This is a genomic window from Methylobacterium sp. SD274 (assembly GCF_017355285.1).
Lineage (GTDB): Bacteria > Pseudomonadota > Alphaproteobacteria > Rhizobiales > Beijerinckiaceae > Methylobacterium.
On record NZ_JADIJP010000010.1, the window covers coordinates 67,077 to 81,638 of the forward strand.

Annotated in this window: 13 protein-coding genes; 11 read left to right on the plus strand and 2 right to left on the minus strand. The window is 67.6% G+C overall.

The genetic code is table 11. The features are described from left to right. The first annotated feature begins 4 nt into the window (after positions 1-4). The 5 genes from IPV08_RS10995 to IPV08_RS11015 are packed head-to-tail and all read left to right on the plus strand — an operon-like array spanning position 5 to position 5,106. Entirely contained in the window at positions 5-871 is an 867-nt protein-coding gene (locus tag IPV08_RS10995; RefSeq protein ID WP_207411905.1) for a branched-chain amino acid ABC transporter permease, read from the plus strand. After that, positions 868-1,956 carry a branched-chain amino acid ABC transporter permease gene (locus tag IPV08_RS11000; RefSeq protein WP_207411906.1) on the plus strand — a complete coding sequence of 363 codons (1,089 nt, stop codon included), beginning with the start codon at positions 868-870 and terminating at the stop codon, positions 1,954-1,956. The genes IPV08_RS10995 and IPV08_RS11000 overlap by 4 nt, the downstream gene beginning before the upstream one ends. Next, a complete protein-coding gene (locus IPV08_RS11005; protein ID WP_207411907.1) occupies positions 1,953-2,720 on the plus strand; it encodes an ATP-binding cassette domain-containing protein in 768 nt (255 codons plus the stop codon). The genes IPV08_RS11000 and IPV08_RS11005 overlap by 4 nt, the downstream gene beginning before the upstream one ends. Before the next feature lie 8 nt (positions 2,721-2,728). After that, positions 2,729-3,493 carry an ABC transporter ATP-binding protein gene (locus IPV08_RS11010; protein WP_207411908.1) on the plus strand — a complete coding sequence of 255 codons (765 nt, stop codon included), beginning with the start codon at positions 2,729-2,731 and terminating at the stop codon, positions 3,491-3,493. A 56-nt stretch (positions 3,494-3,549) separates the two neighbouring features. Beyond that, complete coding sequence (locus IPV08_RS11015; RefSeq protein ID WP_207411909.1) at positions 3,550-5,106, plus strand: amidase; 1,557 nt, start codon at positions 3,550-3,552, stop codon at positions 5,104-5,106. A 426-nt stretch (positions 5,107-5,532) separates the two neighbouring features. Here the strand turns inward: IPV08_RS11015 and IPV08_RS11020 are convergent, their stop codons facing one another. Together IPV08_RS11020 and IPV08_RS11025 are read right to left on the minus strand one after the other, a co-directional pair. After that, positions 5,533-6,306, minus strand: coding sequence for an MOSC domain-containing protein (locus tag IPV08_RS11020; RefSeq protein WP_207411910.1), 774 nt, complete (start codon positions 6,304-6,306; stop codon positions 5,533-5,535). A 176-nt stretch (positions 6,307-6,482) separates the two neighbouring features. Continuing rightward, positions 6,483-7,958 carry a carbohydrate porin gene (locus tag IPV08_RS11025; protein WP_207411911.1) on the minus strand — a complete coding sequence of 492 codons (1,476 nt, stop codon included), beginning with the start codon at positions 7,956-7,958 and terminating at the stop codon, positions 6,483-6,485. Positions 7,959-8,669: 711 nt separating this feature from the next. On the opposite strand from IPV08_RS11025, the gene IPV08_RS11030 reads away from it, so the two are divergent. From IPV08_RS11030 to IPV08_RS11055, 6 genes are all read left to right on the plus strand, one after another. Next, the gene (locus IPV08_RS11030) at positions 8,670-9,422 is read left to right on the plus strand and encodes a DeoR/GlpR family DNA-binding transcription regulator (RefSeq protein ID WP_207411912.1); all 753 of its coding nucleotides are present in this window, start codon (positions 8,670-8,672) and stop codon (positions 9,420-9,422) included. Continuing rightward, positions 9,397-10,719 (plus strand): Zn-dependent hydrolase, encoded by a 1,323-nt coding sequence (locus IPV08_RS11035; RefSeq protein WP_207411913.1) that lies wholly within the window; start codon positions 9,397-9,399, stop codon positions 10,717-10,719. The genes IPV08_RS11030 and IPV08_RS11035 overlap by 26 nt, the downstream gene beginning before the upstream one ends. Then, positions 10,716-11,666 (plus strand): phosphotransferase, encoded by a 951-nt coding sequence (locus IPV08_RS11040; RefSeq protein WP_207411914.1) that lies wholly within the window; start codon positions 10,716-10,718, stop codon positions 11,664-11,666. Before IPV08_RS11035 ends, IPV08_RS11040 begins: the two co-directional genes overlap by 4 nt. A gap of 34 nt (positions 11,667-11,700) precedes the next feature. Further along, complete coding sequence (locus IPV08_RS11045; RefSeq protein ID WP_207411915.1) at positions 11,701-12,639, plus strand: choline kinase family protein; 939 nt, start codon at positions 11,701-11,703, stop codon at positions 12,637-12,639. Continuing rightward, a complete protein-coding gene (gene hisN / locus IPV08_RS11050) occupies positions 12,639-13,439 on the plus strand; it encodes a histidinol-phosphatase (RefSeq protein ID WP_207411916.1) in 801 nt (266 codons plus the stop codon). The genes IPV08_RS11045 and hisN overlap by 1 nt, the downstream gene beginning before the upstream one ends. Before the next feature lie 67 nt (positions 13,440-13,506). Continuing rightward, the gene (locus IPV08_RS11055) at positions 13,507-14,433 is read left to right on the plus strand and encodes a histone deacetylase family protein (RefSeq protein WP_207411917.1); all 927 of its coding nucleotides are present in this window, start codon (positions 13,507-13,509) and stop codon (positions 14,431-14,433) included. Positions 14,434-14,562 lie beyond the last annotated feature (129 nt).

The following is a 14,562-nucleotide window of genomic DNA, read 5'->3' on the forward strand; positions in this document are numbered from 1 at the left end:
CTTCATGGATCTCGCGGGGCTCCTGACCTTCAACGTCGCCACCGGCATCGCCACCCTGGTCCTGATCACCCTCGGTCTCGGGGTGATCTACGGCATGATGCGCATCATCAACCTCGCCCACGGCGAGTTCATGATGCTCGGCGCCTATACCGCCGTGATGGCGAACGGCGCCGGGGTGAACATCTGGATCGCCATGCTGATCCTGCCGCCCCTGGTGGTGGGGGCGGTGGGGCTGATCCTCGAACGCACCGTCATCCGCTTCCTCTACGGGCGGATGATGGACACGATGCTGGCGACCTGGGGCATCAGCCTCGGGTTGATCGGCCTGATCACCACGCTCTACGGCAACGTCGTGCGGGGCGTCTCGACGCCGGTCGGGAGCTTCGAGATCGGCCGCTACGGCGCCAGCCTCTACAGCCTCGTCATCATCGCCACCGCGCTCGCCGTGCTGACGGGCATGTTCCTCCTCCTGCGCATGACGAAGTTCGGGCTGATCCTGCGGGCCACCATGCAGAACCCACGCATGGCCGCTGCCATGGGCGTTTCGCCCGACCGCATCTACATGGCGACCTTCGGCCTCGGCGCGGCCCTCGCGGGGCTGGCCGGCGGCATCCTCGCGCCGATCTCCGGCGTCTCCCCCTCCATGGGGGCGGCCTACATTTCCCGCGCCTTCATCACCGTGCTGGGCGGCGGCCCTGCCATCGTCACGGGCACGGGCCTCGCCTCCTCGGTGTTCGGGTTCATCAACGAACTGGTCTCGTTCAGGACCACGCCCGTCATCGGCGACGTCGCCCTCCTCGTCGCCGCGATCCTGCTGATCCGCGTGCTGCCGCAGGGCATCACCGGCCGCTACCTGAGGCGCAGCCTATGAATCCCGTCGACCGTCGCTCCGCAGGGGGCTTCCTCGCGACCCTCTGCGTCATGCTCGGCCTCCTGTTCGGGGCGCCGCACATCCTCGACACGTTCGGCCTCGTCCAGGCCACGGGCTTTGCAGCACTCGCCATGTTCGCCCTGAGCCAGGGCTTCATCTGGGGCTATGGCGGGGTGATGTCGTTCGGGCAGGCCGCCTTCCTCGGGCTCGGCGGCTACGCCTACGCCGTCTCCATGATCAACATGGGCGACAGCACGCTGCCGATCCTCATCGCCATCCTGGTGCCGACCCTGTTCGCGGGGCTGCTCGGCTACTTCATGTTCTACGGCCGGATCTCGGACGCCTATATCGGCGTCATCACCCTCACCGTCTCGGTGATCCTGTTCCAGCTCGTGAACACCACCTCCGGCAGCCAGTACCGGATCGGCGAGGCGGAACTCGGCGGGTTCAACGGCATCCCGGCGATCCCCGCCCTCAACAAGCTCGGCGACGCGGGCAACCCGCTCGACAATGACGGCATCTGGTACGCCGCCATGGGCGCGCTGATCCTGGTCTACGCATTGTTGCGCTGGGTGCTGGCCAGCCGCTTCGGCCGCGTCGTGGTAGCGATCCGCGAGAACGAGACCCGGGCGCAGCTCATCGGCTACGATCCGCGCCTGTACAAGCTCCTCGCCTTCATGATCTCGGGCGCGGTCGCCGGGCTCGCGGGCTGCCTCTACGCCAATTGGGGCGGCTTCATCAGCCCCACCGTGTTCGGCCTGTCGATGTCGGCGCAGGTGATCATCTTCGTGCTGGTGGGCGGCCTCGGCACCCTCGTCGGCCCGATGCTCGGCGCGGTGCTGATCCAGTGGCTCATCATCGAGGCCGGCTCGCAGAACGTGGTCGATTCCAATCTCGGCCTCGGCATCGTCCTCGTGGCGTTCGTCCTGCTGATCCCGCAGGGCCTGCTGCCGGTGGTGAGGAACCTGCTGATGCGGATCCCCGAACTCCTCGCCAAGGTCTTCAAGACCAAAATCGTCGAGGCGAAGGCGGGCAAACCCGCCGATCCCGCCCGCGAGGCGCTGGCAGGGGAGGTCCGGCCATGAGCATCACCACGACAGCGACGGCGCCGGCTTCCTCATTCCGCCCGCCGCTTCGTCCCCTCGTCGAGGCCAAGGGCGTCACCATGCGCTTCGGCGGCGTGACGGCGGTGGGCGATGTCGACTTCACCCTCGGCGAGGTGGAACTGCGCTGCCTCATCGGCCCCAACGGCGCGGGCAAGAGCACCTTCTTCAAGATGCTCACCGGCCAGTTGACGCCGAGCGAGGGCCGCATCCGGTTCCGCGACACGGACATCACCGGGGCCGAGCCACACCGGATCGCCAGGCTCGGGGTCGGCATCAAGACCCAGGTGCCCAACGTCTTCAACGGCCTGTCGGTGCGCGAGAACGTGTTCGTGGCGGCCGGGCGGCGCAAGTCGATCGCCCGGACGCGTTCCATCGTCGACGAGACGCTGACGCGGCTCCAGCTCACGGCCATCGCCGAACGCAATGTCGGCCAGCTCGCCCACGGCCAGCGCCAATGGGTCGAGATCGCCACCGTGCTCGCCCAGGAACCGGAGCTGATCCTCCTCGACGAGCCCGCCGCCGGCATGACCCATGACGAGGTCCACCGTACCGCCGAGCTCATCCGCGAGATCAACCGCACCCACGCCCTCATCGTGGTGGAGCACGACATGCCCTTCATCCGGATGATCGCCAGGACCGTCACCGTCTTCAACCAGGGCCGCATCCTGATGGAGGACAGCGTGGAGCGGGTGCTGGCCGACCAGCGCGTCCGCGACGTCTATCTCGGCAAGCAGGCCGCATGAGCCGCACGATGAACGCGCAAGAACCGCTCCCGCTCTCCTCCGGCCCGGACGCCGCGGCGGCACGGCCCGCGCTCCTCGCCGTCGAGGGCCTGCATTCCGGCTATGGCCGCATCCCGATCCTCGGCGGCGTCTCGCTCGCCGTGGGGGAGGGCGAGTTCGTCGGCATCCTCGGCCATAACGGCATGGGCAAGACGACCCTGCTGCGCACCCTGATGGGCTACCTGCCCGTCACCGCCGGCCGCATCCGCCTCGGGGGCGAGGACATCGCCCGGCGCTCGCCCACGGCGCGGGCGCGGCTCGGCATGGGGTTCGTGCCTCAGGGCCGGGAAATCTTCGCCACCTTGAGCGTGCGCGAGAACCTGCGCATGGGCTGCCTTCTCTCCGACAGGGACGAGGACGAGACCATCGCGGATAGCCTCACCGTCTTCCCCCGGCTGAAGGTCTATCTCGACCGGCCCGGCGGGGCGCTGTCGGGGGGCGAGCAGCAATTGCTGGCGCTGGCCCGCTGCCTCTGCGGCAATCCCCGTATCCTCCTCCTCGACGAGCCGACGGAGGGGATCCAGCCCTCGATCATCGAGGAGATCATCGAGACGCTGCAGGCGATCGGCCGGGCGCGCGGCCTGACGATCCTCCTCGTCGAGCAGAACCTCACCTTCATCGCCGGCCTCTCCGAGCGGGTGCTGATCCTGCAGAAGGGCGTCGTCACCCGTGAGATCCCGCCCGAGATCGCCCGTGACCGGGCGATGATCGAGGAATTCGTCGGCATGGAATGAGGCCGCTCGCCTCACCCCGTACAGCCTTTCCATTCCAACCAAGGAGACATCCAGCGATGGCTGCCGAACCGACGCAAATCCCCGACCTCGACATCGTCGAGATGACCCTGGCCGACGTGGCCGACGCCTTCGCCAGCGGCGTCACCTCGGAGGCGCTGACGCTGGCCTTCCTCGACCGGATCGCCGCCTACAACCCGCATTACAACGCCATCATCGTCATGAACCCGCAGGCGCTGGACGACGCCCGCGCCATCGATGCGCGCCGCGCCGCGGGCGAGGCGCTGGGACCGCTGGCGGGCGTGCCGGTGGTGATCAAGGACCCGATGGACATGGCCGGGCTGCCGACCACGGCGGGCTGGCGCTTCCTCAGCGCGCAAGCCGGCGGCGTCGACCTGATCCCCGAGACCGACTCGCCCGTCGTGGCGCGGATGCGGGCGGCCGGCTGCGTCATGCTCGGCAAGACCAACGTCCCCGTCCTCAGCGCCACCGGTAGCCACGCCAACGACAGCTGGGCCGGACCGACCCTGAATTCGGCGGCGCCCGATTGCCTGCCGGGCGGCAGCAGCGCCGGCACGGCCACGGCGGTGGGCGCCAGCCTAGCGGTGCTCGGCCTCGCCGAGGAGACCGGCGGCTCGATCCAGAACCCGGCCTCGGCGCAGGGGCTGGTCGGCATCAAGCCGACCTTCGCCCTCGTCCCCAATGCCGGCGTGGTGCCGCTGGCCGGCAGCACCCGCGACGTGGTCGGCCCCATCGCCCGCTGCGTGCGCGACGCCGCCCTGACCCTCGACGTGCTGGCCGGCTACACCGCCGCCGACCCCAAGACCGTGGCGGGCATCGGCAAGCGGCCCAAGGGCGGCTACACCTCGAAGCTCGACAGGAACGGGCTGCAAGGCAAGCGCCTCGGCCTATTCGGGCCGGGCTGGCGCGACCTGCCGCTCTCGGCCGAGGCGACGGATCTCTACGCGCGGGCGCAGGGCGAGATCACCGCCTGCGGCGCGACCCTGGTCGCCGATCCGTTCGCCGGCACGGGCTTCGCCGCCCTCGCCGAGCCCACCGAAGGCCTGAACTATTTCGATGCCCGCGGCATGGAATCCGTGCCCTACGACCTGCATCTCTACCTGCAGCGCCTCGGGTCGAGCGCGGCGCTGCGAAGCGTCGCTTCCTTCGCCGAGGCGACGGCGGACGAGGATGCGTTCGGCCCCAAGGGCGTGCTGCGCTACCTGCACCAATATCCGGTCTTCGAGGCGATCCTGGCCGACCCGACGCGGCCGCCAGACCTGTCGGACTTCCTCGCTCTCAGAGAGGCTTATCTCGGCATCTTCAACCAAGTGATGGACGACCACGGGCTCGACGGGCTCGTCTTCCCGCAGATGCGCGATGAACTGCCGCCCCTGCATGGCGGCCTCGCCATCAACGAGACCACGGTCTGCGAGATCAACATCGCCGGCCTGCCCGGCGTCACGCTGCCGGCCGGGGCCTATGCCAGCGGCTCGCCGTTCAACCTGATCTTCGTGGGCCGGATGTGGAGCGAGGCCGACCTCCTCGGCTTCGCCTATGCCTACGAGGCGGCCACCGGCTACCGCAAGGCGCCGAGCCTGGTGAGGCCGAGCTGAGGACGGCGCGCGCCTGACCCGAGGCCCTCCTCCCCCTTGTGGGCTACGATAGTCGCACCTCTCGCGGGCAACACGAGTCCCCTCTCCTGGAAGGCAGGGCCATCGCATATGGTACCACGCCGTCATTCCGGGTCGCCAGAGGCGAGCCCGGACCCGGAGGGCCGCGCCAGAGGCGTGCAATCCAGAGCCGCCGACGGTGCAAAGTCCTGCACCACCTGTGTTTCTGGATCCCGGGCTCCGCTGCGCGGCCCCGGGATAACGGGGTGCTGCGTTTCAATTTCTCGACGAGTAAATCGGCATATGCGATCGCCCTGCCTGGAAGGAGAGGGAGCCCGTGACGCCTCATGACGAACCCTCTTGAACAGAGGCAACGGCTCTCGACCAGATTTCTGAATCGAGAAGCCCACAAGAGAGATTGGACCTCCCTCAGCCGAGGGTGACACTATCCGCCGTGGCGATCGTCCCGCCCTCGACGACCTCGAGATAGATCCCGAGGTCCACATGCCCGAAATGCTTCATGATGGCTTTCGGCAGGTTCGCATCGCGCTCGGCGGTCTTCGGGTTGACGTTGACGGCGCCGCAGCGCGGCGTGCGGGCGAGGCCGCGCAGGCGCACCGGGCCGATGCTCAGTTCGCGCCCCACCCAGTCGAGCTCCTGCCACGGCTCCAGCCCGTCGAGATGGATGTTGGCGCGGAAGCGCAGGGGATCGAGCTCCCGCCCCGTCGCCTCCGAGAGCGCTCGCACCGAGGCGAGGTTCACCACCGAGATCGCCCGCATCATCACCGGTGAGAGCACGCTGGCATCGGTGAACTTGTGGTTCTCACTCCGCACGAGGCGGGGTCGCCCGCGCGTCTCCTCGCCGAGGTAATCGGCGAAGAAATCCTCCGTCCCGGCGCGTCCGGTCTCGGTGGACAGGTCGGCGGCGAACACCTCCTCACCGCCGCGCCGGATCGTCAGGCGGTGGCTTTCGGGGTCGAGCCGCGTGGCGAGGGAAGCCAGCGCCGTGTTGTTGCGCAGCATCAGGAAGAAGCCCTTGTCCAGGGGCTCCGGCTTCTCCGGGTCGAACCGGGTGGTCCCCAGCGCCAGGGCGTATTCCCGGTCATGGGCGAGGCCGTCTTGCGGGGTGACGCTCAGACTTGTCAGGGCCTCGGCCGACAGACCCTTGATCGGATAGCGGTAGAGGGCGTCGACGGTGGGCATGGCGGGTTCCTCGAAGATGTGCACCCTCGATGCCGGGGGCGGGGGCGATGCGCCATACGCTGTTTTGCGCAGGGGATTCGGGTCCGGCATCGACGATGCGCCGGAAACGAAAAAGCCGGCTCCGCGCGAACGGAGCCGGCTCTCTGACGATGGCGAAGCCGCAGGCCCCCGAGAGCCTAGCCCGGCGCGAGGCCGAGCAGGGTGCCGAGGGGAACGACGAGGGTGAAGCCGCCGTAGAAGCCGTCCTTGGCGCGGCGGGCGGTGTAGGGGTTCCAGTACGAGTTCGGATTGACGACGTACTGCACCACCGGCTCGAGGATGACGCCCTTACCCAGGTCGAAATGGGCGTTGACCTCGAACACGAACTTGTCGCGCGAATAAGGTTCGCCGGTGCCGCCGGAGATGAAGTTCGCATCCGACAGGAAGGCGGCATAGTTCTCGTTCAGCCGCTGCCAATTGGCCTTGATGCCGTAGGTGTCGTTCGGCCGGCTCTGGTCGGGAGCCTGCAGGAGCAGCCCGGCGAAGGAGTTGAAGCGGATCGGGATCGTCGGGTCGAAGGCGTAGCCGGTGCCGGTATAGGCCGAGATCGCGGTGGGATGCGGGTTGCTCGCATCGGCCCCGCCATCGGCCCGCCACAGGGTCTGCGTGCCCGTGAGGACGACGCCCGACGTGCCGGATTTCTGCAGCGACGGCGTGCCGGGGTTCAGGCCCTTCGAGGTGCCGGCGATGGTCTTGAAGTTATCGTCGTGGTCGGCTGTGTTGTAGAAGCCGGTGAGCGAGACGCGGCCGGGATAGGCCTCCATCGTATAGTCGGTCTTTCGGCCGATCTCGGTCATCACGACGGCGCCGGCCAGGCGCTCGTAGCCGAAATCGTAGCCCGAGAGGCCGTTGGTGCCGGGATTCACGCTGAAGGCGCCGGCCTGGATGTAGGTGGTCGGCGAGATCTTGTAGGCGATGTTGGCGCCCCAGACGGCGAAGAGCGGCGAGGTGAAGCCGGCATTGAAGTAGAACATGTCCTGAAAACAGGAATTGATCGAGTTGCACGGCGGCAGGCCGTAATAACGGTCGGGATGCGTGCGGCCGACCTCGACCACGAGGCGGTCGTCGAGGAGCTTCTGTTGGTAGGTCAGCAGCGAGAGGCGGGTGCTGTTGGGCGTGTAGGGCGGCTGGTAGCCCACCGTGGTGTCGCCGATGTCACCGGCCATGTTCAGGTTGCGCACGAGGCCGAAGAACGTCTGGGTGAAGTTGATCGAGCCTCCGGCGATGCCGGCGAGCTTCTGCATGTCGGCCGTCATGCTGAGCACGAAATAGGCCGAGTTCGATTGCTCGCCGGTTCGCAGGCCGGCGCTCGGATTGGCCTGATAGAAATCGTAGATGTTGACGTCGAAGGTGAGCCCGCGCGCCGCCATATCGGTAGCCCAGGGCGCGAGCGGCCCGACGCGCACCGGATCGGCGGGTTTCTCCGCCACTTCGCGGGTGGTGCGCGGCTGCGTCTGGACGTTGAACTCTCCCACCGGGGACGCCGTCTGCGCCTCGGCGGAAAGCATGCCCGCCGCGAGGAACGCGCCGCCGAGGAGCACCGGAAGCCCGGGTCGGCGAGCCGGAGGCGCGAAGGGCGCGCGTCCGAGTGTCTCTGTCGCGTCTGTCGGCATCGTCGAGCGTCCCCATTCTGCTGTTCCCCGCACCGCTCGATCACGTGCTCGTCGAAGGAGCCCAAGAGCGGGGAATTGTGAGATTGGGAGAGTTCAGCAAGGCCAATGCCACAGCGGAGAGCGAAACCGATAAAAGTTCCACTCCCCGTCCAAATTCTTCGAAATACACCGTGGGATTGAACCACAGCAGTCGAAAGACTGATATTCAACCAGGAGAGGCCGTCCTGACAGGTCCTTCAAGGCGAACTCCCCAGCATCTCGATGGACGAGGAGGGCACGGAAACGGGCAGTCGTGATCCTGTAGACGGCAAAAGGCAGAAAATTCAGGCAATCCCCCATAAATCCCACAAATCGGTCAGTTTCAGATTGACAGAATCACCATGCCGAGGACTTTTTCGCCAACCTCGTTCCAGCGCCCGTTTCGCTGCAAGCGACAGCAACATTCCTCGTCATCCCGGTTCAGGCAGCGTGATCCAGACGTCATGATCAATCGGACAGGACATGCCGGCATGTGGGATCTGCCCGACCCTGCCTCTCCGCGGCTCGCCATTCGAGGTGGTTTTCCAGAGCCGGCATCGATGGCGGCCCTGGCCGGCACGGCCGGTGCGCCTGCAATCTCTGTGGGAAATACCGTGCGGGACACGCGTTTTCCTGCGGCCTCGCCCCATCAAAATCGCTACGCTTCAGCGAAATGGGGAGATGCCGAGGCCGATGCTGACCGACCACCGCTATCAGGAGATCCTGTCCCGTCTGAACGGAACGGGTCGGGTCGGCGTCTCCGACGTCGCCGCCTATCTCAGGGTTTCCGAGGAGACCATCCGGCGCGACCTGAAGGTCCTGGAGGAGCGCGGCGTCCTGCGCCGGATCCATGGCGGCGCGGTGCCGCCGCGCCTGGACCAGGACCGGCCTCTGCACGAGCGGGGCAAGACCAACCCGCGCGAGAAGGCGAGGGTGGCGGCCAATGCCGAGGGGCTGATCCGCGACGGGATGTCGGTCTTCATCGACACCGGCACCACGACCCTCGCTTTCGCCCGCCGCCTCAGCGGCCGCAACCTCACGGTGACGACGAATTCCATCGACGTGGCGCTCCATCTCGGCAACGGTCCCGCCCGGGTGAACCTGACACCGGGAATGCTGCGGGCGCGGGACAACGCCCTCGTGGGCTACGAGACGGTGGCCTACGCGCAGCGGTTCTATTTCGACATCGCCTTCATGGGCATCGCGGCCTGCGACCTCACCCATGGCTGGATGGATTACGAGGAGCACGAATCCGCCCTGCGGAAGGTGCTTCGCGGCCAGGCACGCCAGAGCGTGCTTCTCGCCGATTCCCGCAAATTCGGCCGTCAGGCGAACCTCTGCACCTTCGGGCTCTCGGAACGGCTCACCCTCGTCACCGACCGGCCGCCGCCGCAGCCGTTCCTGGATCATTTCACCCAGCATGACATCGATCTCATCAGTTCCTGACGCAGCTGCGGCGGCCGGCGCGTTCCACGCGCTCTTCGAAGAGATTTCCGCCTGCGGCGCGACACCAGGCGGCGGCATCACTCGGCTCTGTGCTTCGGCCGAGGACGGACAGGCCCGTCGCGTTTTCGCCAATTCCGCCCGCGAGGCCGGCGCCGAGATCCTCCTCGACGCGGTGGGCAACCAATTCGCCATCTTCCCTCTCACCGACGGTCCCGGTGCCCCGCTGGTGATGATGGGCTCTCATCTCGACAGCCAGCCGAAGGCCGGCCGCTTCGACGGGACCTACGGCGTGGCAGCGTCCGCCGGCATCGGCGCCGCCCTGATGCGGGCGCGGCGCGCCGGCGAGACCTTCACGGCGGATTTCTGCGCGGTGAACTGGACCGGCGAGGAGGGCGCGCGCTTCCGTCCGAGCCTCCTCGGCAGCGGCGCCTATGCGGGCGCGCGACGGATCGAGGAGGCTTTGTCCAGCCGCGACGATGCCGGGATCACCCTGCGGGAGGCCCTGGGCGGGATCGGGTTCCTCGGCACGGACCGGCCGCCGCCGCTCCCGTCCTGCTACCTCGAACTCCACGTGGAGCAGGGCCTCGTCCTGGAGAATGCGAAGGCGACCATCGGCGTCGTCACCCGCAACTGGGGGGCGGCGAAGATCGACGTGGTCTTCACCGGCGAGCAGGCCCATACCGGCCCGACCCCGATGCCGCGCCGGCGCGATGCGCTGCTCGCCGCCGCCTATCTGATCGCCGAAGTAAGGGAGATCGCCGAGCGCTGGCCCGGCCGCTTCCATACCTCGGTGGGACGCATCCTGGTGGAGCCGAACTCCCCCAACGTGGTGCCCGCCCGGGTGGAGCTCAGCGTCGAACTGCGCTCGGCCGACGATCGCCTGCTCACCGATGCGAGCCTGATGGCGGAGGCGGCGATCACCGAGGCGGCGTGCCGCGCCGGCGTCGTGGCGGCAATTCCCGGCCGGACGCTGCGGCCGATCCGCAATCTGCCCGAGGCGGTGTGCGATCTCGTCTCCTCCTGCGCCGAGGAGACGGCCTTGCGGTCGCTGCGCATGGATACGGTGGCCGGCCACGACGCGATCAGCCTGCTCGGCCAATGCCCGACCGGCATCGTCTTCGTCCCCAGTGTCGACGGCATCGCGCATAACGAGGCCGAACTGTCTCGGCCGGCGGATCTCGAAGCCGGGCTCGCGGTGGCCTTACGCGCCGCATGGCGCTTGTGCCGTAGCGGCGGCTCGCCGGAACGCGCCTTGCTCGTCAAACGGCCGAACGAGGCGTTCGGAGCGGAGCGATGATACAATACGGTGAGGCCGGCACTCCTTTCGACCATCGCGTCGAAGCCATCATCGCCACGCGGCCAGACTGGATCGCGCGCCAGCCTCGCTATGGGCTGGCCGCAGCGCCGGTGGCATCCCCGACCCACCGGGCCGTGGCCTCGGACTGCGTCCAGGTCGCGTTCCGTGAGGGCGAGCCGGTCTTCCTCAAGCTGCGCCATGCCGATATGGCGGACGATCTGACGCCCGTGGCGGCGCAGGCGGCCCGCAAGGCCGCACGCCTCGGCATCGCCCCGGAGGTGGTCCACGAGGCGGACGGGGCGCTCGGCCTCGCCTACCTGCCCGAGCCCTGGCGCTATGGCCGGGTCGGCGACCTCCAGGACAGGACGATCCTGGCCAAGGTGCTGGACGCCAAGGCACGGCTCCATGGCGACGGCCTACTCGGCCATCGATTCTGCCCCTTCGCGCGGATCGAACGCCTTGCCGCCGAGGCCCGTGCCGCCGACGCTCCGCTTCCCGACGGGACCGACCGGCTCGTGGCGGCGATGGCGCTCGTGCGCGAGGCGATCCATGCCTCGGGCATCGACCTCGCCTTCTGCCACAATGACGGCATCGCCTCGAACATCATGATCGGGGAGGGCGAGATCCGTCTCGTCGATTTCGACCTCGCCGGCGACAACGACCCCTGGTTCGATCTCGGCGCCCTCCTCAACGAGGCTTGCGCCTTCGAGCCGGAGCGGCACGAGGCGGTGGAGCATTATGCCGGCCGGTTCGACGAGCGCCTCTACAACCGCTGCCGCCTCTACGGCGCGGTCGATGACGTGATGGGCGGCCTCTGGGGCGTCACCCGTGCGGTCACCTCGGCGCGGAGCGGGATCGAGTTCTACAAATACGGAACCTGGCGGCTCCTGCATGCGCGCACGACCATCGGTTCACGCGATTTCGAAAGCTGGCTGCGCCGGCTATGACACGGGCATTCGAAACGGGAGGCAGCGAACGGCGATGAGCTGGAAAGGCTTGGGCGACGGCATCAGCGAGGGCGAGCGCGCCCTGGAGGGCGTGCTGGCCGGCATCGCTGCCTGGCGGGGCCGGCCGATGCGCTACCGGCCGGTCGCAGGCGGGATCAGCAACACCAACTGGCGCGTCGCCATCGGGGACACGCAGGATTATTTCGTGAAGATGCCCGGCCGTGGCACCGAGATGTTCATCACCCGCGACTGCGCCAACGATGCCAGCCGGCGCGCGGAGGCCTGCGGCTACGGCGTCCAGGTCGTCGACTACCTGCCCGATGCCGGAGTCGAGATCTTCGCCTTCGTCGAGGGTTACCGCGCCTCCTCGAATCTCGACTTCCTGCGCCCCACTGTCCGCCACAACGCCGTGCGCGCCCTCAAGGCCTTCAACGATTCCGCGCCGCTCGGGCTGACGAAGACAATTTTCGAGATGATCGAGGAGCATGTCGAACAGGTCGCGGAGGTAGGCGGCCGGCTTCCCGCCGACCAGGCCCATCTGATGCGCTGCATGGCCGAGGCGAAAGCCGCGATGACGGCCTCCGGCCTCGATCTCGTGCCATGCATGAACGATACGCTCGCCGGCAATTTCATGATCGACGAGGCCGACAGGGTGCTGCTCGTCGACTTCGAATATGCCTCCAACAACGAGCGCGCCTACGAACTCGCTTTGTGGTTCGACGAGATGGCGTTCCCGGACACGATCGAGCGCGAGATGATCGAGGCCTATTTCGGCCGCTGGACCCCCGAGATCGATGCGCGCATCGCGGTCCTGAAGGCGCTTGGCGATCTCAAATGGGCGACCTGGGCGATGATCCAGGAGGCCGTCTCGACCCTCGATTTCGACTATTATAAATACGGAACCTGGAAGCACATGCGGGCCCGAACCCTGTTCCACCATCCCGACTGGCCACTCTGGCTGAGGCGCCTGTGATGGGTGTGGGTGCATCGCCGATCCGGTCCGGGGACGAGGCGACGAAAGCGGATTTTCTCGCCTTCGCCCATCGCCTCGCGGATTTCGCCGCTCCGCTCGCGCGGCACTATTTCCGCACCGAACTACCGGTGGAAGCCAAGGCCGATGCGAGCCCGGTCACCGCCGCCGACCGCGCCATCGAATCCCTGCTGCGCGCCGAGATCCGCAGCGTCTATCCCGACCACGGCATCCTCGGAGAGGAGGAGGGCGGTGATTTCGAGCGGCCGCTCACCTGGGTGATCGACCCGATCGACGGCACCAAGAGCTTCATCACCGGTATGCCGCTCTTCGGCACGCTCATCGCCCTGGTCTCCGGCGGACGGCCGATCGTCGGCGTCATCGACATGCCGGCACTCGGCGAGCGCTGGTGCGGAACCGGCGACGCGTCGTGGTTCGACGGCCGGCCCGCCCGGACGAGCGGCAGGCACCTTCACGAAGCCCGCCTGTTCGCGACCTCCCCGGACATCTTCGAGGGCACGGATGCGGAGGCCTTCGCACGGCTGAGCGGAGCGGTGGGCCTGCGCCGCTTCGGCGGCGATTGCTATGCCTACGGCCTTCTCGCCAGCGGTCATTGCGACCTCGTGGTGGAAGCGGGGCTCCAGGTCTACGACGTCATGGCCCTCGTGCCGGTGGTGGAAGGGGCGGGCGGGGTGATGACCGACTGGGATGGTCGCCCCCTGACCCCGGCTTTCGACGGACGGGTCGTGGCCGCGGCCAATGCCGGCCTCCACGCCGAGGCCCTCCGGCACTTGCGAGCCTGATCCCCGCTCCTGTCATCCCTCGTTCAAGCTGGTATACCCGATGCCAGATTCACGAGGGGAGATATCGATGACCGTTCTGTTCCATCATGCGGCCGCGTTCGAGCATCGCACGCCGCACGGACATCCCGAGCGGCCGGAGCGCATGAAGGCGGTTCAGGAGGCCCTCGGGACGGCGGACTTCTCCGGCCTCGACCGTCGCTCGCCGGAAGCCGCCGCCCTCGAATCGGTGTTCCTCGCCCATCCCGAGGAATGGGTCCGCGCCATCCTCCGCTCGGTGCCGAGCGAGGGGCTTGCCCATCTCGATTCCGATACGGTGCTCTCGCCGGGAACGATGGATTGCGTCCTGCGCGGTGTCGGTGCGGCGGTGCAGGGTGTCGACCTCGTGATGACGGGTGCCGCCCGCAACGCCTTCTCGGCCATGCGGCCGCCGGGGCATCATGCCGAACGCACCAAGGCGATGGGCTTCTGCGTCTTCAACAACGCGGCGATCGCCGCTCTTCACGCCAGGAAGGTCCACGGAGCGGAGCGCGTGGCCATCGTCGATTGGGACGTGCATCACGGCAACGGCACGCAGGACATCGTCTGGTCCGACCCATCCGTGCTGTTCTGCTCGACCCACCAGATGCCGCTCTATCCCGGCAGCGGAGCGGTGTCCGAGGAGGGCGAGCACGGCACCATCGTCAACGCGCCGCTCAAGCCCTTCGCCGACGGCGACGCCTTCAAGGAGGCGATGCGAAGCCGTATCCTCACCCGTCTCGAGGCGTTCAAGCCCGACCTGATCGTCATCTCCGCCGGGTTCGACGCCCATTGGCGCGACCCGCTGGCCAACCTCATGCTGGAGGCCGAGGATTTCGCCTGGGCGACCAGCCAAGTCATGGAAATCGCCGACCGCACCTGCGACGGCAGGATCGTGTCGCTGCTGGAAGGCGGCTACGACCTGAAGGGCCTCGGTGACTCGGTGGCCGCCCACGTATCGGTCCTGATGGGGGCGTGATCGGCATCGGGCAGGGTGGCAGCAAAGACTAGACAAGTCATTCCGGACAGTTGTTCATCCTCGATCAATGTACCATGCGATAAGACGACCTCCTGTGTATGAATACATACACAGTTCATCGAAAAACTA